The sequence below is a fragment of the Bacteroidia bacterium genome (genome assembly GCA_026932145.1).
In the GTDB taxonomy this organism is placed as follows: Bacteria; Bacteroidota; Bacteroidia; order J057; family JAIXKT01; genus JAIXKT01.
This window is the reverse complement of record JAIXKT010000009.1, coordinates 45,876-65,033: the sequence shown is the minus strand read 5'-3', so window position 1 is coordinate 65,033 and position 19,158 is coordinate 45,876. Positions and strand designations below refer to the sequence as shown.

At 37.4% G+C, this 19,158-nt stretch carries 21 protein-coding genes; 14 read left to right on the top strand and 7 right to left on the bottom strand.

The window, feature by feature from the left end:
• From LC115_03860 to LC115_03850, 3 genes are all read left to right on the top strand, one after another.
• Positions 1-972, top strand: coding sequence for a CPBP family intramembrane metalloprotease (locus LC115_03860; protein ID MCZ2355821.1), 972 nt, complete (start codon positions 1-3; stop codon positions 970-972).
• A gap of 65 nt (positions 973-1,037) precedes the next feature.
• Positions 1,038-1,661: a hypothetical protein gene (locus tag LC115_03855; GenBank protein MCZ2355820.1), complete on the top strand. Its 624-nt coding sequence runs from the start codon at positions 1,038-1,040 to the stop codon at positions 1,659-1,661.
• Between the two features lie 38 nt (positions 1,662-1,699).
• Entirely contained in the window at positions 1,700-3,655 is a 1,956-nt protein-coding gene (locus LC115_03850) for an OmpA family protein (protein ID MCZ2355819.1), read from the top strand.
• A gap of 90 nt (positions 3,656-3,745) precedes the next feature.
• Here LC115_03850 and LC115_03845 read toward each other — a convergent pair whose 3' ends face one another.
• Entirely contained in the window at positions 3,746-4,255 is a 510-nt protein-coding gene (locus tag LC115_03845) for a DUF6125 family protein (GenBank protein ID MCZ2355818.1), read from the bottom strand.
• 29 nt (positions 4,256-4,284) lie between these two features.
• Positions 4,285-5,631, bottom strand: coding sequence for a mandelate racemase/muconate lactonizing enzyme family protein (locus LC115_03840; protein MCZ2355817.1), 1,347 nt, complete (start codon positions 5,629-5,631; stop codon positions 4,285-4,287).
• A 157-nt stretch (positions 5,632-5,788) separates the two neighbouring features.
• Here LC115_03840 and LC115_03835 point away from each other — a divergent pair, with 157 nt between their 5' ends.
• The 5 genes from LC115_03835 to LC115_03815 all read left to right on the top strand — a co-directional run bounded on the left by LC115_03835 (position 5,789) and on the right by LC115_03815 (position 10,406).
• A complete protein-coding gene (locus LC115_03835) occupies positions 5,789-6,364 on the top strand; it encodes a nicotinate-nucleotide adenylyltransferase (GenBank protein ID MCZ2355816.1) in 576 nt (191 codons plus the stop codon).
• On the top strand, positions 6,354-7,049 hold the full coding sequence (pssA, locus tag LC115_03830; GenBank protein ID MCZ2355815.1) for a CDP-diacylglycerol--serine O-phosphatidyltransferase: 696 nt from the start codon (positions 6,354-6,356) through the stop codon (positions 7,047-7,049). Before LC115_03835 ends, pssA begins: the two co-directional genes overlap by 11 nt.
• A gap of 78 nt (positions 7,050-7,127) precedes the next feature.
• Positions 7,128-9,065, top strand: a complete 1,938-nt coding sequence (nadE, locus tag LC115_03825; protein MCZ2355814.1) for an NAD(+) synthase — start codon at positions 7,128-7,130, stop codon at positions 9,063-9,065.
• Between the two features lie 42 nt (positions 9,066-9,107).
• On the top strand, positions 9,108-9,683 hold the full coding sequence (locus LC115_03820) for a hypothetical protein (GenBank protein ID MCZ2355813.1): 576 nt from the start codon (positions 9,108-9,110) through the stop codon (positions 9,681-9,683).
• Between the two features lie 6 nt (positions 9,684-9,689).
• The gene (locus tag LC115_03815; protein ID MCZ2355812.1) at positions 9,690-10,406 is read left to right on the top strand and encodes a pyridoxine 5'-phosphate synthase; all 717 of its coding nucleotides are present in this window, start codon (positions 9,690-9,692) and stop codon (positions 10,404-10,406) included.
• A gap of 2 nt (positions 10,407-10,408) precedes the next feature.
• On the opposite strand, the gene LC115_03810 is transcribed toward LC115_03815, so the two are convergent.
• The 3 genes from LC115_03810 to LC115_03800 all read right to left on the bottom strand — a co-directional run bounded on the left by LC115_03810 (position 10,409) and on the right by LC115_03800 (position 12,901).
• On the bottom strand, positions 10,409-10,996 hold the full coding sequence (locus tag LC115_03810) for a hypothetical protein (protein MCZ2355811.1): 588 nt from the start codon (positions 10,994-10,996) through the stop codon (positions 10,409-10,411).
• A 416-nt stretch (positions 10,997-11,412) separates the two neighbouring features.
• Entirely contained in the window at positions 11,413-12,048 is a 636-nt protein-coding gene (locus LC115_03805; GenBank protein ID MCZ2355810.1) for a histidine phosphatase family protein, read from the bottom strand.
• Between the two features lie 37 nt (positions 12,049-12,085).
• Positions 12,086-12,901 (bottom strand): prohibitin family protein, encoded by an 816-nt coding sequence (locus tag LC115_03800; GenBank protein ID MCZ2355809.1) that lies wholly within the window; start codon positions 12,899-12,901, stop codon positions 12,086-12,088.
• A 145-nt stretch (positions 12,902-13,046) separates the two neighbouring features.
• Between LC115_03800 and LC115_03795 the strand changes: the two genes are divergently transcribed.
• The 6 genes from LC115_03795 to LC115_03770 all read left to right on the top strand — a co-directional run bounded on the left by LC115_03795 (position 13,047) and on the right by LC115_03770 (position 17,809).
• Positions 13,047-14,342: an FAD-binding protein gene (locus LC115_03795; protein MCZ2355808.1), complete on the top strand. Its 1,296-nt coding sequence runs from the start codon at positions 13,047-13,049 to the stop codon at positions 14,340-14,342.
• A gap of 208 nt (positions 14,343-14,550) precedes the next feature.
• Positions 14,551-15,294 carry a PspA/IM30 family protein gene (locus LC115_03790; GenBank protein ID MCZ2355807.1) on the top strand — a complete coding sequence of 248 codons (744 nt, stop codon included), beginning with the start codon at positions 14,551-14,553 and terminating at the stop codon, positions 15,292-15,294.
• A 14-nt stretch (positions 15,295-15,308) separates the two neighbouring features.
• Positions 15,309-15,722 (top strand): hypothetical protein, encoded by a 414-nt coding sequence (locus LC115_03785; protein MCZ2355806.1) that lies wholly within the window; start codon positions 15,309-15,311, stop codon positions 15,720-15,722.
• A 9-nt stretch (positions 15,723-15,731) separates the two neighbouring features.
• A complete protein-coding gene (locus LC115_03780; GenBank protein MCZ2355805.1) occupies positions 15,732-16,028 on the top strand; it encodes an SCP2 sterol-binding domain-containing protein in 297 nt (98 codons plus the stop codon).
• Between the two features lie 143 nt (positions 16,029-16,171).
• Positions 16,172-16,549 (top strand): 6-carboxytetrahydropterin synthase QueD, encoded by a 378-nt coding sequence (queD, locus tag LC115_03775; protein ID MCZ2355804.1) that lies wholly within the window; start codon positions 16,172-16,174, stop codon positions 16,547-16,549.
• 18 nt (positions 16,550-16,567) lie between these two features.
• Positions 16,568-17,809 carry a competence/damage-inducible protein A gene (locus LC115_03770; protein MCZ2355803.1) on the top strand — a complete coding sequence of 414 codons (1,242 nt, stop codon included), beginning with the start codon at positions 16,568-16,570 and terminating at the stop codon, positions 17,807-17,809.
• Between the two features lie 3 nt (positions 17,810-17,812).
• On the opposite strand, the gene LC115_03765 is transcribed toward LC115_03770, so the two are convergent.
• The gene (locus tag LC115_03765) at positions 17,813-18,328 is read right to left on the bottom strand and encodes a hypothetical protein (protein MCZ2355802.1); all 516 of its coding nucleotides are present in this window, start codon (positions 18,326-18,328) and stop codon (positions 17,813-17,815) included.
• Between the two features lie 46 nt (positions 18,329-18,374).
• Positions 18,375-19,109: a hypothetical protein gene (locus LC115_03760; protein ID MCZ2355801.1), complete on the bottom strand. Its 735-nt coding sequence runs from the start codon at positions 19,107-19,109 to the stop codon at positions 18,375-18,377.
• Between the last annotated feature and the right edge of the window lie 49 nt (positions 19,110-19,158).

The window sequence follows — 19,158 nt, the reverse complement described above, 5'->3', positions numbered from 1 at the left end:
GTGATTGCTAAACCGGTAATTAGCTATTTAACGGCTCCATTTATTTACATCATAGGTCATTTAAGGGCTTATTGGCAAGCGGAAAAAAATATTCCATTTGTTTTGGTATGGGGAAGTTTTGTTGCAATATGTGTTGCTATAAACTATTATTTTGATTTTGAGACAAATTACATTGAATCAATTAAGCCGTATTGGTTAGAGGTATTGGCTTATATTCTTATGTATAGCTTTGCATTTTATGGGGGGCTATTTCTATATTCAATATTTTACAAGAAATTTTCTTTTTGGAAAGACGCTCTATTTTGGGTAAAAACACTATTTGCGTTATCTTTTTTTTCGATATATGTCAGTTTCAATACATTTTACAGTTGGATACAGGCAAACTTTCCCTATGAGATACAATATTTTTTGATGAAATGCGCTGCAAACGTAGTTCGTCCGGTAGGTGCAGCCCTCGTTTTATTGATAGTATGGATATTTACAGAGCGTTCTAAGTCTCATTTTTATGGGATGAGTACTAAAAAGATTGACCTTAAACCGTATTTTTGGATTCTATCTATAATGCTTCCGCTCATTGTGATAGCTTCTTTTACATCGGACTTTCAGCAGACGTATCCACGTTATAGGCCGTCTTTGGCAGAAGGGTATTTAGGGTGGCCGTTTTGGAAAACATCCATTATTTTTGAACTTTGCTATGGCGTTGATTTTGTGTTTATTGAGCTGTTTTTCAGGGGCTTTTTGATGATGGCTTTTGCTCGTTGGTTAGGAATAGGGGCTTTAGCGGCAATGGTTCCGATGTATGTGTTTATCCATTTTCAGAAGCCATTAGGCGAAACGATAGGTTCTTTTTTTGGAGGCTGGATATTGGGCGTGATGGCTTACCGTACCGAAAGTATCTGGGGAGGCGTTATAGCGCACTTAGGAGTAGCGTGGCTTATGGAGCTAACTGCCTTAGCGCATTTAGACCTTTAAAAAAAAAGACAACCCAAACGTATTGCGTAGAAAAAATGTTAATTTTGTCCCCAAAAATAGTGCCTATGCGATTTTGGCTTTGCTTAATCGGGTTAATAACTACCAACTTTCTATATCCAATTGACACCCAAGCGGATGTTTCCCTTAAAAAAAATTCATTTCAAGTTTCGGTTCAAATAAACCAAGTAGAAGTTAACTGGACAACCGAAAAGGAAGCCGGCCAAGTGGTGTTTTCCATCGAAAGAAGCCAAGATGGCGGCCTATGGGAAAGACGATATATTATATCTAACAACGGAAACTCCCAAACCGAAAAAATATATACATTCTCCGAACGGCTACATGGCCAATATTCTTACTATCGTTTAGTAGCTGAAGACCCCAAAGGCTCACAAATCCTATCCATAGAGCACATTGATACCGATTGCGCTCATGTTTATGTAGAAACCGAAATAGATAAACGCTACAATATTTTAACCGTAGGTTACATCGTAAATAAAGACAAAGAACTCTTACTTCGTATCTATGACAAAATCGGCCAACAGGTTCATACACAGCTTCTACCCTCAACACTTGCCGGCAAATTTTATACGTTTATAGACACTACGAAATTTAAAAAAGGAAATTATTTATTAGCAGTTACCCAAATAGATAAAGACGTTGTGGTGGGGGAGTCTCGATTTGAACTGTAATGGAACGATATTTGCGCCTTAGTGTATCGTTTTTTTAGATGAATAACTACTTTGCTTTAAGATGGGTTGTAGTATGGTTTTTAGGGCTTGTTTTTTTGCAAACAAACGGACAAACGTTATGGCAAAAATGTGTTGGGGGTACAGCCTATGAAACAGCCTTTTGTTTTGAAAATACCCATGACGGATGCTATTTGGTAGGAGCTACTACCCGTTCCGGCGATGGAGATTTAGCCGGACGAACCAGCCTTGACGCAGCTATCTGGGTGCAAAAAATCAATGCTAAAGGAAATGTAATCTGGAGCCAAATCTTAGGCGGCAAAGGCACCGATGAAATCAGAGCACTTAAAGTTACCCGCGATGGTGGCTCTATTATCGTCGGTTTTTCAGACTCCAAAGATACGTTTGTACCTGAAAATAAGGGAAAACGTGATGCCTACATTATTCGTTTAGATGCTCTTGGAAACACAAAATGGGCAAAAACTTATGGCGGAAGCGGAAATGATATTGCCAATGCAGTTTTGCAATTAGAAGACGGCGGCTTTATCATTGGTGGTGAAACCGGCTCAAGGGACGGAGACGTAAAAGCAAACAAAGGCGGAATAGACTTCTGGATTTTTCGATTGGATAAAAACGGTACCTTAATCTGGGAAACCACCTTTGGAGGCGTTGCCAATGAAAGTGTTTCAGCATTAACCCTCACCAAAGACGGAAATCTATTAGCTGCCGGAGTTACAGATTCCGGCCCTAATGACGGAGACGTTACCTATAACAATGGAAAAACAGATATTTTCTTGGCCAAAATATCACTTACAAACCAATTAATCTGGAAAAGGTTTATCGGAGGGAACAGCAATGAAGAACTTCACGGAGTTGTTACAAAGCCGGATGGCGGCTTCATGTTGGCCGCAACAACGTTTTCAAATGCAGAACCCATTAAATCACCCAAAGGTGGTGGCGACATATGGATTGTTTCTACCGACCCAAATGGCGAAATCGAATGGGAAAAAACCTACGGCGGAAGTGGAGACGAAGGCGCAAATAGCATATCCGCAACCTATGACGGAAACTACCTAATTAGCGGCACAACCCGCTCTAAAAACGGAGACATCACCACCAGCAAAGGACTTTATGACGCATGGCTTTTTAAAATAAAACCAACCGGAGAATTTATCTGGAAACAGACCTTTGGCGGGTCAGAAAACGAATCTTTTTATGCCGGCTATGAAATCCCCAGCGGAGATTATGTGGTTGTGGGTATGACAGAATCTACAAACGGAGACCTAACAAACGTTCAAAAACAAGGCGGCGGAGACGTATGGGTGCTCTGTTATAGAGACCCCATTTCACCCCCGCAAGCCATTTCCTTAACCCCAACATCCTTAATCGGTTATGTAAAAGATAAAAAGACCAAAAAATATATCTATGCCGAAGTTGCTCTCGTAGATAATCGAAAAGGAACAAAACTATCCAGCACCGTTACGGATACTACCTTTGGAATCTATCAAATCATCTTACCGGATACAAATCAGATGAGTATCAGCTTTTTTTCTCCCGGATATATGTTTTATGGAAAAAATGTTTACATCACAGACGAAGAAAGATATGCCGAAATCCGCTTAGATGTTGAACTTGAACCGATTGGAATAGGTGCTAAGTTAGATTTGTATAACATTTTCTTTGATACAGGGAAAGCTGATATTCGTCCGGAATCCAAACCGGAGTTAGATAGAATTTTAAACTTTCTAAATAAAAACCCGAAGTTAAGGGTGCAAATTAACGGCCATACCGATGATACCGGTGCTCCCCAAACCAAAATGCAACTTTCATTAATGCGGGCTAATGCCATTCGTAACTACCTAATAGCTGCCGGAATAACTCCTAACAGACTATCTACCAAAGGATTTGGAATGACAAAACCGATTGCCTCCAATATTGATGAAGTTGGCCGCCAACTTAACCGCCGAGTAGAGTTTGAAGTTACAGCACTATTTTAACCTAAGACTATCTCCTTAACTTAGATATAAATCTATAATCTATTCCTTATCAGTATGTTATATTGATTTTCCTGAATAATAATTGATAAATCAGCCAAAATTCAGTTTAATGGTCATTCCGCAATTTCCGTTTTGATACATCAGACAACCGGTAAATTCCGGCTGAATTTCAAAACTCACGTTAAGTTCATCTAACCAACCCATAAGACGGTATTTAATGCCGCAATCGTATTGGGCGATATTTCCGGTTTTAGTCATACCTTCAAAAGCAAAACATTGGGGAATATGCCAAAAAATGGTATCCGGCTCTTGAAAGCTAAAGTTAAAATTTATAAAATGTGCCTGTGTTAGTTCAAATATATTGATAATAAATACCTTAAATTCTTCTAAGTTTTTGGGATTCTCCATTTTCAGCAGTTTTTTTACCCGTTTTGCTTCCACTCTTGCCATCATTCGGGCAGCTATCTTATTAATGGTGTTCGTAGCTTCCATGCCATACTCTTTTGCCATATAGTTGAGCCACATAGCATCATGGGTCATCCAATTTGAAACCAACAATTCACGTAATTCTTCTTTGGTAATTTCCTGAAAAACAGTCATATAAAATCAATAAACAATAATTAGCGGCTTTAAAATGGGGGGCTTGGAATTTCAAATTTTGCTTGTGCAGTACGTAATAACTGCTCTTCTTTTTTTTGTTTTAAATACATTGTTTGTTTCCAACCTCGGTCGAGTAAAGTGAATAAGCCAATACTAAATTTATCACCATGATAAATTCTTTTTCCAAACTTACGTAATATAGCATCATTTATTTCAATACCTAAGCCGGGAGTATCGGGAATAGTTAGTTTACCGTCTGCTTTTGGGGTTACAATATCGTTTTTGATAAAAGAAGCCCACATTTTGGGTTCCCAAAATCCTTCTAATGGGTATTCAAGTAAGCTCCTTTCTTCGGGGTTTAGGAGGCCAACTAATTGAAGTCCAACGGCGAATCCGATTCCGGTAGTCCATGTATGCGGGGAGAAAGTTATTTTTTCGCCGGCTGCATTTCTGCGTTTTACTTCATCAATAATCCATTTGGTAACGGAAATACCTCCGGCGTAAGTTCCGCCTACCAATATTGCATCCGGCTGAAAGACACGGAGGCATTTTTTTTCAAACAAAACTTTGAACTCCGGCCAAGTAGAGTTCATTTCTCCTCCGGCAATGGGTGTTGTAGTGTTTTGGGTTAATTCTGCTAATCCGGCAAAATTACCTTTGTTTAAGGGTTCTTCGAGCCATTTGATATTGTATTGTTCTAAGCCTTTTGCAAATTGCAAGGCAAAGTCGAGGGTCCATTTGGGGGTTTCATCTACAATATCAACCGGCCATCCTTGATTTGCATCAACCATAATACTCATTTCTGGGCCGGCAGCTTCACGGGCAGCACCCACAAAATCAAGCATCTTATTAAGATCGGTACTTTTTACCCGTAATTTGATGCCACGAAATCCTTTGTCTTGCCTGTCTTTTACGATTTCCCGTATTTTTTGCTGGCTGTGGTCATAGGTAGAACCGGTAGAGGCGTAAGGATAAACGCTGCCTCCGCTACCGCCCAAGACAGCATACAAGGGCTTTTGCTGTACCTTACCGATAATATCCCAGAAGGCAGCTTCAACCCACCCGTTGCGCATACCTATGTAAGAAAATTCCTGAATGCGCTGGTTAATTAGCTTAGTATCAAGTGGGTTTATCCCAAAAAGATAACTGCCCAACATATTTCCTAAGCCAAAACGTTCAGTACCCATTGCGGGCATAGCACTATAGCCACTAATACCGGTATCCGTAGTCAATTTCAGAACATACATACGCATCTCGGATTGGCGAAAGCCCGGAATCCAACTCGGCTCAAAGTATTTAGGCTCAGAAAAAAAACCAATTTTTTGGCCACCCAGTGGAACCTTTACAGAAAAAACGTCTATGTGAGCAACTTGCATAAAATTAAACTTCGCCGAACAAATCTACAAAGATTTTTGGGGTATTAGTTTCCAAAATGTAATTTGAGGATTTTTAAGGATTATTAACAATAGGTTTCTGGATTCTGGTTAAATTTTGGGTACATCAGATTAATGTTTAGATTAGCGCAGTTTAAGGATAACTGTGATTATAGGATTATTTTTTGGGTCATTTAACCCGATTCATACGGGGCATTTGGTAATTGCGCAGGCTATGCTAAATCACGCTGCTATTGACCAAATTTGGTTTGTAGTTTCTCCCCAAAACCCTTTCAAAAAAAAACAATCGCTTCTGGGAGAGCGGGAACGCTTCTATATGGTAGAACTTGCGACCGAAAACCATGATAGAATGAGGCCTTCTAATATTGAATTTCAGCTTCCGCAACCAAGCTATACTATTGATACATTGGCAGTTTTGTCAGATAAATACAAAAGCTATCAATTTGCTTTGATTATGGGTTCTGATAATTTAGAGAATTTTGAGAAGTGGAAAAACTATGAACAAATTTTAGAAAACTATTTGATTTTTGTTTATCCCAGACCGGGCTATGAAGTTACATTGCAGCACCCAAATATTCAAAGTATTCCGGCACCTTTGATGGAAATATCAGCTACTTATATTCGGAATCTTATTAAGCAACAAAAATCTATTCAATTTTTAGTTCCCGAAAAAGTACAGCAATACCTTGCAAACCAACATTATTATGCGGATTAAAAGCCATATTCCCAACTTATTGACTTCCTGTAATTTACTAAGCGGCTGTTTGTCTGTTGTAAGTTCTTTCAATGGAAATCCGGATGTTGCTTTTTATTGGATATTGGCGGGTTTAGCATTTGATTTTGCAGATGGTTTTGTAGCGCGCTTATTATCAGTAAGTTCCTCGATTGGGAAAGAATTAGATTCATTAGCAGATTGTATTACCTTTGGGTTAGCTCCCGCTTGTTTTTTGATACCACCGTTAAAAAGTAGTGTCCTTGTAGCTCATTTTCCGTTTATCATTTATTTTCCGTTTATCATTACTGTATTTTCAGCTATACGATTGGCAAAGTTTAATATAGATACTCGGCAGTCAGATTCTTTCATAGGATTACCAACTCCGGCAAATGCTTTGTTTTGCTTTTCTTTACCGGAGGTTTTTGAAAAAATAGCCCAATATGTAAAAGTTGATTTTGCTTGGGTAATCCCAATCCTTATTTTTCAATCCTATTTGATGAATGCAGAATTACCGTTATTGGCATTAAAATTCAAACATTTTAGCTGGAAAGGAAATGAAACCCGCTACGGCTTGATTTTTATATCAATAGTTTCAATATTATTAGCTGGGAAAATGGCTATTCCGGTTATTATTTTGGCTTACGTACTGTTATCTGCTATTAGTTCGTTGCGAACGGCAAAATAAGCTATTTATAACTATTTGAATTTTTCCTAAAAAACAGTCAATTTTGAAGCGTAATCATCTCGGGTTACAATTGTTTTTATGAAATTTTTGAAAATAGCCGGTTCATGCGTTAATCAAACTCCATTAGATTGGTCAGGAAATACTCGGAGGTTAATTCAGGCTATACAAGAGGCTCGAAATCAAGATGTTGATATTCTTTGTTTGCCGGAGTTAGCAATCTCTGGATATGGATGTGAAGATACTTTTTTTTCCCATTTTCTGATAGAACAAGCGGAGCGTGAGCTTCTTAAAATTGCATCTGTTTGTAATAATATTGTTGTTAGCGTTGGGTTACCAATTGTTCATGAGAACTGCTTGTTTAATGCAGTTTGTTTGATTCAAAATTGCCAGATACTGGGTTTTGTGGCGAAACAAGATTTAGCGGGGGATGGAATCCACTATGAACCCCGTTGGTTTAAACCATGGGATGCTAACATTGTTACCAAACATCAAATTGCCGGAGACAGCTACCCGCTTGGAGACTTAGTGTTTGAGATAGACGGAGTTAGAATTGGTTTTGAAATATGTGAAGATGCGTGGAACGGTGTGCGCCCGGCACAAAAACATTATCTAAACAATGTAGATATTATTTTGAACCCAAGTGCCTCTCACTTTGCATTTGGAAAAACGGCTATTCGGGAAAAATTAGTTACAGAAGCCTCCCGATCTTATTGCTGTACTTATGTTTATAGCAATCTTTTGGGCAATGAATCGGGAAGGGTTATCTATGATGGCGAAATTTTAATTAGCCAAAATGGAAGTTTATTAGCCAGAAACAACCGTTTTTCTTTTCAAGAATTTCAAATATTATCAACTGTCGTAGATGTTATTGGAATCAGAAAATTCCGCAAAAAGTCATTTAACTTTAAACCAAATCTAAATATCTCGTTAATACAGGGAAATGCTCCACTTGAAAGTAAAAAATATCGTTTTGATATAAATAACCAAAAAGATTATTCTGTATCCTTTGAAACTAAGGAAGAGGAATTTTATCGTGCCGAGATATTAGCCCTCTTTGACTATATGCGGAAAAGCTATAGCCGTGGTTATGTGTTGTCTTTATCCGGTGGGGCAGATTCAAGCGTTTGTGCCGTTTTGATAGCTAAAATGATAGAAGAAGCCCGAAAAGAATTAGGAGATGCCGTTTTTTTTGAACGCATCAAATATTGCCGTTTAGCTACTGATAAACCATTGATACAGCAATTATTTTTGTGTGTTTACCAAGCCACCCAAAATAGCAGCGACCAGACACTTCAAAGTGCATACGAATTAGCCTCAGGCTTAGAAGCCGAATTTTACAACTGGAGCATTCAGCCTCAATTAGATAACTACCACAAAATGGTAGAAGATAGTTATGGCAGAAAGCTAAACTGGAAAGATGACGATATTACGCTGCAAAATATACAAGCTCGTGTACGTGCACCCGGTATCTGGATGATGGCAAATTTAAGGTCTGCCTTGTTGTTAGCCACCAGTAATCGTTCCGAAGCCGCAGTAGGGTACGCAACTATGGACGGCGACACCTGCGGCGGATTAGCACCACTCGGCGGAATTGATAAAGCATTTCTTATCCAGTGGCTAAAATGGGCAGAAGAATCACTCAAAATCCCACAGCTACACTACGTAAACTCTCTACAACCTACCGCTGAACTAAGACCCGCCGAAATGACCCAAACAGATGAATCTGACCTGATGCCATACCCAATCCTAAACCTCATTGAGCGTCATGCTATCCGAGATTACAAATCGCCAGCAGAGGTGTTTTATGCCCTACGAGGAATTACAAATGATAATACACTGAAAAACTATATCCGTAAATTCTTCACATTATGGGCAAGAAATCAGTGGAAAAGAGAACGTTATGCACCCTCATTTCATCTTGACGACAAAAATCTTGACCCAAAAACATGGTGTAGATTTCCTATCTTATCATCCTCTTTTGTAGAAGAACTAAACACGTTAGATAACCTGATTTAAAAACGCTTTTATCTATAACACAACCAAAATTATACCTTGAAAATGAAGCCAACTACTGCTTATATTTTAACTTTTATACTGCTTTACTTTTTATCATCTTGCCAGCAAGTTGTTGATAAAAAAGTTATTGACACAATAACCATTGAAGCCGGAGAAATCGGAAAAAGAGTAATTAGTTTTGAAGAAAACTTAACTCGTTTTCAAAGAATAAATGACAGCTTGACAAAGGCTTTACATGACACATTAGGCGAAACCGGTATTCAGGCAATGAAATCTGACTCTATTACAGAAATACAATTTAACCAACTCAATAACAATTTTACCCAAAATATAGATTCATATCGCTCAATTTTAAATACTTACAAATCATATCTACTCACTGTTAATGCTTTTCTGGATAGCGTTAATCAGAATAAAATCAAACCTGAAGAAGTCTTTGTTATTTGGTCTGCCAAAAAGGCACAAAGCGATGAGTTGTTTGCGCAAGGAGAGGGAATGAATAAATCTTTTGTTAATTGGCAAAATCAATACACTATCTTTTTGAATGAAAGTTTACGTTTTAGAAACCCTCCCAAGAAAATCATGTATTACCCCCCCAAACCACCGACAATTAAGTAGCTAATAATGACTAATTTAAGTGTAAATGTAAACAAAATAGCTCTTTTACGGAATAGCAGACATATTAATATACCAAACGTTTTAGCGTTTGCACTCAACGCAATAGACTTTGGGGCAGATGGAATAACGGTTCATCCCAGACCGGATGGCCGCCATATTCGTATATCAGATGTTTGGGATATTTCTAAGAACCTGATTAACAATGAGTTTAATATAGAAGGCTATCCTACATCGGAATTTATTGAATTAGTAACCGAAGTAAAACCTGCCCAAGTAACCCTTGTTCCAGACCCGCCGGATGCCTTTACAAGCTCATTCGGGTGGAATTTGATTCAGCAAAATAAATTTCTACTGCCTATTTTAGAGCATTTTAAACGACACAACATCAGAACATCATTGTTTTTAGACCCGGATTTAACTCAATTAAAACCATTATTTGATTTACCTGCTGATAGAATCGAACTTTATACCGAACCTTATGCCCAACAATTTAGCCAATCTCCTGAAAAGGCAATATTTCCGTATATTGAGTTTTCAGAAAAAGTTCATGCTAACGGTATCGGAATCAATGCCGGACACGACCTGAATTTGCAAAATCTTAAGTTTTTAAAGCAGCAAATACCCTATTTGGCGGAGGTTTCTATTGGCCACGCCCTTGTCGCAGATGCGTTATATTTCGGGATTCAACAAACTATTCAGCGATACAAAGAACAGTTAGTTTGATATTACTCAACTTTTTCAGTGGGAATATCATCTTGAATAGCTATAAAATTATCTTTGTTTGCTGTACCTGTTTCCGGAACCGTTGTAAAATCGTCTTCGCTTATCGTACCTACTTCAATAGCGTCGTCATTAGGTGGGTTAGTAGTGGAAAAATGCTCTTCGGCTGGATTCTCTGCTAAAGTATCATTTCCGGAAAATATTTGATCTAACCATAATAGCGATTCGGGAGAAACAGTATCGGAATTTGCAAGTGAATTATTATCAGCTAAAACCGAATGTGTTTCGTAGGTAATCTCTGTATTTGGGATAGTATTTTGGGTAACTTGATTTTCCTGAGTAGTGGTTACGGGTTTAGAAGCTACTAGCTTTACTACCTTATTTTTAGCTACAGTTTTATAACTAACCACTTGTACTTCTCGGATTTCAGGAAATATTGAAATAGTATTAGGAGCATCCGACTTGATGAAAGAAACCTTTGTTGGAATTTCCGATATAATAGGTATTGTTGATACCGATGAGGAAAAAAAGCTAAACTTCACCAAACCCACAACAAGAAGTAGCAAAAAGGATAAATACAGTGTCTTTTTCATGGCTTTTAATGTTAAATGGTGGATAAATATGTGGTACAATGTTAATATCTTTTTTACGAAAATCCAAATTTTTTGTTTCGTATTAGCATTTCTGTTTTGATAAATACTTATTGCTTTGGGATAAAAAAATAAATAGACAGTATCAATAGACTTTTCTATACAAAATAAACATATTGATAATCAGATAATTAAAAAAAATAATTTTCTCTATATTTTTGTTTCTAATATGAAATACTGGAAAAATTTCTTTTCAACAGAAATCTTTTTAGGTTAGATATAGAATTTTAGGGCTTGTGAAAAACTATTTTCTACAAGGTTTTGAGGATGTTTTTGCCCATAAAAACACCCCTCTATTGAAGATAGATACAGATTAAAGTTCTTATTTTAAGTAAAATACGTTTGTAGTGGGAGGGTAATTAGTTTTTCAGATGTTCGGTTCGGTTTAGGTGAAGAGCCGCAAAACGAAAGTTTCCCTGATGAACTAAGATGTTTACTCCGGTATTTTCATGGCTAAAAAATTGCATTTTATTTAGCCCATAACCCAATAACACCGATAATAGGATTCGTAGGGTTCGCCCATGTGAGCAAATCAAGATATTCTGGCCATAACTATGTGCTGCAAGGATTTGACGAATGGCACCAATAGCTCTTTTGGCTACTTGGTCTGCTGATTCACCGCCGGGTAGGCTTTTATCAAACTGCCCGCTCGACCACGCATCTGTTACACGCAAGAACTTGCGCTGTACTTCCGGTGAGTTCTCTAAGCCTTCTATTTCACCCCAGCTTAGTTCATTCAACCCGGGTAATTTGTTTATAGATACACCTTTTTGCTCAAAAAACTGTATTGTTTCATACGTTCGCTTTAATGCGCTGGCATATCCACAAGCCCAATCAAGATGCTTGTAACGCTCATAAAACAATCTGGCTTGCTCTATGCCGGTTTCATTTAGGGCAGAATCTATACCGCCCCCTTGAACTATATTTAACTGATTGTAAGTCGTTTGCCCATGTCTAAGTAGGTAGAGGACTTGCCCGCTTCCAATTTCTTTCATCCCAATAAATACTGCTACAAAACTATACTGTAAGTTGCTAATCGCGCCCTAATATCACCGGTAAACCATCTTTTCCATTACCCACGATTACAACTTTTGAGTTTTGGGATTTTGCCAACTCTTGGGTAGCCTCAATACCTTTCCAGCGAAGTAGTTTATCAGAAATACCTTCAGAAACTATATTTTGAAAGTCTTTAATTCCCTGTGCTTCAATACGTTTTCTTTCAGCTTCTTTTTTTTCTTTAGAAATTTTAAACTCATATTCCATAGATTCTTGCTCTTGTTTTAGTTTTGACTCTATCGCAACCTTAATTGTTTCCGGTAGTTTGATACTGCGAATCAATAAAGCATCTAATTTGATGTGCTTCTTTTTAATAGCAGCGTCTGTTTGGTGAAAAATTTCCTCTTGAATAACTTCTCTTTTCGTAGAATACAATTCTTCGGGTAAATATTTTCCAATAACTTTTCTGGTAGAAGATCGTATCTCCGGAATTACGATTCTTCGGTGAAAATCTTCGCCGATTTCTTCATGCAAGTACCCGATTTCTTCGGGTATTGGAGAGTAACGATAAGATAAATCTAACAATATAGAAAGACCATTACTGGCCAATACCTCCATTTCCTCACCACTCTCTTGAATGCGGGTGTCATAGACAAAACAAGTGTTCCACGGAGCAAGCGTATGAAGCCCTTGGCCTAAAACCTCTTTTTTATCTAACCCCCCTCCAAACTTATAGAAAATTATGCCTTTTTCTCCTGTCTCAATAGTAACAAACATCTCCGAAAAGAAATATATCACAACAATACAGGCAATTACGATAACACTTAGCCCAAGAACCCCATACTTCATCATAAATACTTCAATAAGAATTTAGGCAAAGTTAATCTTTTATCTAATTAGAAGTTGGATACCAGTAAAAACATAAAAAAACCGGCATACCATTACGTAATAACGCAATCCTATGATTTTTGTGTATTTTTACAAAAATGAATTTTATATGAAGATAGCAAATTGGGCAGGAACACGAACTTACAATCCTGAAAAAACATTTTCTCCCCGCAATGAGGAAGAAGTTTGCCAAATAGTAAAAAACACTGTTAAAGAAGGCCGAAAATTAAAAGTAATCGGTTCTGGATTGTCCTTTTCGGATGCTCCGGCAATAGAGCAAGATGTCTTGATACTGAATAATATGTCAAACATCCTAAAAATCAACAAAGAAGAGCCAAAAATCACGGTTCAAGGAGGTGCTAACATTCGGGAAATAAACCGCCAATTAGCAGAAAACGGATTAGGATTCAAAAATTTTGGCTCTATTGTGATGCAAACAGCTGCCGGATATACCGGCACAGCAACTCACGGAACAGGTATCCGTACCCAAATTTTATCCGCAGATATTACCGAAATGAAATTAGTGGATGGAAGCGGCAACCCCCAAACCCTAAACCGTAACCAAAATCCAGAACTCTTTAACTACGCCCGTGTACATCTGGGCCTACTTGGCATCATTACCGAAATTACATTTGACTGCAAAAAAGCCTTTGACGTAGAAGAAGAACTTAAACTACTTGATTTTGATACAGTTCTGGCTAACTTAAATAAAATTTTACAGGAAAACGAATACTGTAAACTTTGGTGGATGCCGCATACCAATAAAATTCAGGTATATACCTACAACAGCACTACGCGCCCACGTACCCGAACTTCCCTAAAAGACTTTTTAGAAACCAGCGGACTTTCCACAGTTGGCTTTTCGGCTCTTATCTACCTAAGTCGCCTATATCCCAAAATGACGACCGTAATGAATCAGATAATTCAAAGTTCTTACTTTACTCCGCACATCAGAAGAAACCAAAGTGATGCCTTATTTAACATTAGTAAAATGATTCCTACTCACGATGAAATGGAATATGCCATCCCAATCGAAAATGCTGCAAAAGCCATTGACGAAACCCGAAATTTAATACAACGGAATAAGCATTTTGTGAATTTTCCGATGGAAGTTCGGTTTGTTGCCCAAGATGATATTCCGCTAAGCCCTGCATATCAGCGAGATATTTGCTACATCGGAGCCTATACAAGTATCCCTAAATTGGCAGAAGCATACTTTCGTGATTTTGAAAATATGGTTAAACCCTACCAAGGAAGACCACATTGGGGGAAAAATTTTTATTTAACATCAGAAGAATTCCAAAAAATATACCCTAAATTTCATGAATTTAGTGCTATGAGAAAAAATATAGACCCCAATAACATCTTTAGTAATAGGTTTTCCAAAAGAGTTTTTGGATATTAACATTGTCAGTAAACTTATGTAGTTACAATTTTTTAAATAAAAAATACTTACTTAATACACTTAAATATTATTTCTCAAACATTTTATTTTTCTAAAAAGTTTAGATCTATTTCGTAATAGAATTATTTTGAGAACGTTAAAAATATTGTTAAGGGTTGAACAAATCAAAATTTAATATTAGATTTGCAGTTTTTAAACCGTACATAGTATGTGGAAGAGATTTATGAGGGCACTGAAAGCATTGTTTGGTGGTGCAGTAGCAGCTATTGAAGATCCAAAATTAATATTGGAGCAAAACATTCGTGAACTAAACGACCAAGTTCCTAAGATGAACGAAAGTATTGCTACTGTTAAAGCAAGTGTTTCATTATTAGAAAAGGAAAACAACAAATATACTGCTGAGTATAACGATTTGGTTAGCAAGATGAAAGCCGCCATTTCTGCAGGCCGTGATGATATTGCTGCCGGTTATGCTGCCCGCTTAGAACAAGTAAAGACTACCCGTGCCAGCACAGAATCTCAGCTTGTCGTAGCCAAAAAAGCTTACGAAAAAGCCTTAGAGGTCAAAAAAGCCTTTATGAAAGAAAAAGATCGAAAAATCGCCGAAGCCAAAGAAGCATTACGAGCACACGAAAGAGCAAAATGGCAAGCTAAAATTGCCGATACAATGCAATCTTTTGAAGTTGCCGGCGTAGATCAAACCCATGATGAAATGCTAAACCGCGTAAACGAGCAAACAGCTAAAAATGAAGCCCGTATGGAAATGGCACTAGATTCTATTGACACCTCAGGTATGAAACTTGATGAAGAAGCCGAAAAACTACGCGCCGCAGAACTCGTAAAACAATTCAAATTAGAAATGAACTTAGGGTCTAACGAAATATCTACAGCCCCCAATACAAACACTTCCAACCAAGAAAAACACTCTGAAAACAATTCTCTCAATATCTAATTCCTGAAAATAGTATGGAAGAGAGGAAGTCCAGCGAAGAACAGCGGGAAGAAATGAAAAAACAATTCCTTGAAGACCTAAAAGCAAAAAAACAAATTATAGAAAAAGTTAAAGACCAGTCTATTTTAAAAAAAATCGAACGTGAAGTAGAAAAATTAATGGGACTTGGTTCTGAAGATGATACCCAAACGTGGATAGACACTTTAAACGCAAAATCAGGCAAAATAGAAGCAGCGTTTGATGACCAGATTCTTCCGCAAAAGGATACTCTATCAACCGAAACTCCTATTGATAAATTAAATGAAGAAAACCCAGACACTATCGTGAACTCCAAAACACTGGGAGATCACGAACAAATTATAAACCAACCCAAAGAAACCGGTTCTCTCAAAGACACACCGGCTCAAAATGACAAAACACTTTTTTAATACCAAAGCATGAGTTTAGAAAAACTAACAGAAACCATTCGTGGCAAGGCCGGAGCAAATTCCGGTATTAATGCAGCTATACTATTTGTTATTGACGGAGACAAATACGTTCATATTGACGGAAAAAACGTTCCAAATGCAGTTACCAACGAAAATAAACCTGCGGACTGCACCATCAGAATATCTATGTCAGATATAATGAACATCGTAGAAGGAAAAAGCAGTGCTATGACCGCTTTTATGATGGGAAAAATTAAAGTCGAAGGCAATATGGGCATAGCGATGAACCTCGGAAAACTTCTCTAATTCTTTTACAAATAAGAAACAATTAGCTAATTAGCACACTTTCATCAGAAGGATTTACTTTCTGATGAAAGTGTGCTTTCTTTGTAAATAAGCTAAAAAATAAAAATTTACTATAAAATTCTAAATGCTTTCTCCATATTTTTATGGAATTAACAATAACGAAAACATTTAACTTTGAAGCAGCACACTTTTTGCCGAATTTTCCAGATGGGCATAAGTGTAGAAGACTTCATGGACACAGTTTTAAGGTAAAAGTAAGCATTACCGGCATACCAGACCCCGTAACCGGTGTAATTATGGATTTCGGAGAAATCAAAAGTCAAGTTAAACCATTGATAGAAAAACTTGATCATCAAAGCCTTAACGACTTAGGAGCACAATGGAACGATTCATTACTCATTAATCCAACGTCTGAAAATTTATCAATTTGGTTTTTTCAGCAACTTATTAAAGTTTTACCTAACTTAAAATCAATAACTATTCATGAAACCTGCACAAGCCAATGCACTGTTTCTCAATAGTTTTTAAAAAAATTAGCGATGGAAGTAGAAATTATTGCGATAGGAGACGAATTACTGGCTGGCCAAACGGTGGATACTAATTCAGTGTGGTTAGCGCAGCAGTTAGCTACAATAGGAATAGATATAGCCCGGAAGCAATGTATCCGAGATACAGAAAAAGCTATTCAATCAACATTTGAAAGTCTATTGCCAATACGGGATATTATTTTTTTTATAGGTGGCTTAGGCCCAACCAGAGATGATATTACCAAGAAAACGATAGCACGTTGTGTGGGTGTTCCCTTAGTTAGGCATCAGCCGACATACGACTTCCTAATAGACCTTTTTTTAGCTAAAAAGATTGCTATGAATCCCTTAAATGAGCAGCAAGCAGATATTCCGGAAGGTTGTATTGTACTGCCGAATCCGGTTGGTACAGCTCCCGGGCTTTTACTGAAATATCATGGGAAGTTGATTTTTTTGCTGCCGGGAGTCCCTTTTGAGTTACAAGCAATTGTTGAAAAATCTGTAATATCCTTGTTATCAGAATGTTTTGTTTCTGAATCATTATTACATCGTCATTTTCGTATTGTAGGAATCCCGGAGTCTAAGTTAGCTCAAATGCTGGCATCTGTTGAGGATATTTTGCCGCCACAAATTACCTTAGCATATTTACCTCATTTGAGTTTGGTGCGGTTACGGCTTACTTTGCGCTGCCAATCGAACGAAATATCTCTATTTTTGCCAAAAATAGAGACTGCAATTTCTCAAATTATCCAAATTACCGGTAAAAATTTTGCCGGAGAAGGAGCAGAAACGTTAGAAGAATATGTTTTAAACTGTTTAGCCCGCCGAAAATGGACATTAGCAACTGCCGAAAGCTGTACTGGCGGTGGAATAGCGGCACGCTTAACCCAAGTTGCTGGAGCTTCCCATAGTTTTATGGGCGGTATTGTAGCGTATTCAAATCAAATAAAAGAAAATCTACTACATGTTCCTGCTGAAACATTGTCTTTATATGGTGCTGTTTCTGAGGAAGTTGTGTATGCAATGGCATCCGGAGCTTGTCAGCAGTTATCAACAGATTGTGCCATTGCAGTATCTGGGATAGCTGGCCCCGCGGGGGGACGCCCAGATAAGCCGGTTGGTACTATTTGGATAGCCTTCAAAACACCCGAAAAAACAGTTGCTAAAAAATTTACATTCGGGCAAAATAGAGCTACAAATATTGAACTCACGATACTTACTGCCTTAGATATGATTCGCCGCTATGTTGAGTAAATGCTACTCATAAGCGGCATTATAGTCTTTCTCTAATTCCCTTTGTATCAATACACTTTCAAAACGGACTTCGGTATTCTGGGTTAATAAATTTTGGTCATAAACTAAATACACCAATTTTCCTTTCCAATAATATCTTGGTGCGCGGCCAGCTTGTTCGCCCTCTCCGTAATAATCTTTTAGAATTGCCAAAAAACGCTGAGACATTTCGTCCCCTTCAATTTTAATTCGGATAGAATGCAGTTGATTTTTGTAAAAAATATAATGTACGCTATAGAATTTTACCTGCAAAAAAGACAGAGAATCGTTTGGATTAATGTATTCATGTTTCCAAAGAGCTTTACGGCTATGTTTTAGTGTTGGGAAATCACGAATATCTTTTCCAAAAGTTAATCCAAAAAATCCATTATCACTATCTAACATATCAATTAATTGAGCCTTACTATGACAATAAACAGCTAATAAAAAAGCAGATAGGATGATTTTATGAAAAAATAATGGACGGATTAATGAGAGCATAATTTTCTCCGTGAGTTACTACATTACGTTGAAAATAGCGAAAAGGTTACAGGCTTCGGTCTCGCCCGAACTTCATTTTTTGATAATCCCACATCCAAAATACGGTAAATTGTAAGCCCTGCAGAATGTCTTTTCCGCGCTTTTTCCCAAGTTTACCGACATTGTCTAAGTAATCAGTGGTAGTGTTAAAACGATAATAATCTAAGGCAATAGCTACAAAACTATTTAGTTTTAACTCAACTCCTGCATTAAGTGGAAAGAATAAAACGGTAGTTGAGTAGGTTTCGCCAGGTTCTCGAGTTTGTTGATTGGATGCTAAGTTATTGCCTTCTATATCTTTAGGGTTAAATCCGAGTATACCTATTCCTGCTGCGATGTGTGGGCGCACTCTTCCAGTTTTGTAAAATCTATATTTAACCAAAACATTGCCCCAAAAAAAAGGTGTTTCTACATAATTATTGGATTTTTGCCCATTTTGAAAAAGACTTCTGTCTTGGGCTATAATTTTAGAAAAACCAATATTGAGTTGGGGAGAAAGTCTCCGAACGGAGTTAAACTGCAAAGAAAGATTGCCTCCGGGATAAAACCGATGCCAATATTCTTCGTTTGCGTTTAAGTCTCCATTATAGGTTATTCCTAAAAAACCTAATCCAAACTTTAAGGCAGGTTTAGGAAGAATCGGTTTATCCTCATTATCAGAAACTTCCTGAGCCATTACAGTAAAGGAATACTGCCATAGAAACCAGATAATACAAAACTTAAACCAAACCTTATAATGCATCTAATGACAAATATAATAACTATTCACCAAACAAAATACCACGGATTTT